The organism is Desulfovibrio sp. OH1186_COT-070, from assembly GCF_003860215.1.
Lineage (GTDB): Bacteria > Desulfobacterota > Desulfovibrionia > Desulfovibrionales > Desulfovibrionaceae > Desulfovibrio.
Genome location: NZ_RQYH01000205.1, coordinates 1 through 377, shown reverse-complemented (window position 1 = coordinate 377; position 377 = coordinate 1). Strand labels below are relative to the sequence as shown.

The window sequence follows — 377 nt, the reverse complement described above, 5'->3', positions numbered from 1 at the left end:
ATCCAATTGGTTTCTATTTCTGAACGATTTTCAATTAAAATGTTTCCGTCTTTTCTTATTCTTAAAGTTGCACTTTTAAAACCTGTACACGGTACAAATCTTATTTCGTCCGCCTTTGGTTTGCAATCTTCTCTTGTAATTCTTGCAAACCATTCAGAAGTTGTCCCTTTTGCGATTCCTTGTAGGTGTACTATTCCGAAAGGATCTTTGAAATATTCCAATTCGTTTTCATGATCATAAGGTTTAGTCTCGTTAAAAAGATGTAATTTAGTACAACCTTCTAATTCTATTCCTTTATTGAATCCCATTTTTATATCATTTTCAAAAAAATTAGGTTTTGTAGAACTTTTCCCGACCGCGATACCCGTTCCTGATTC

1 protein-coding gene is annotated in these 377 nt (G+C 33.2%); it reads right to left on the bottom strand.

What is annotated here, in order from left to right; translation table 11 throughout:
* On the bottom strand, nt 1-377 hold a 377-nt coding region (locus EII23_RS13070), incomplete at both ends, for a hypothetical protein (RefSeq protein WP_185702417.1).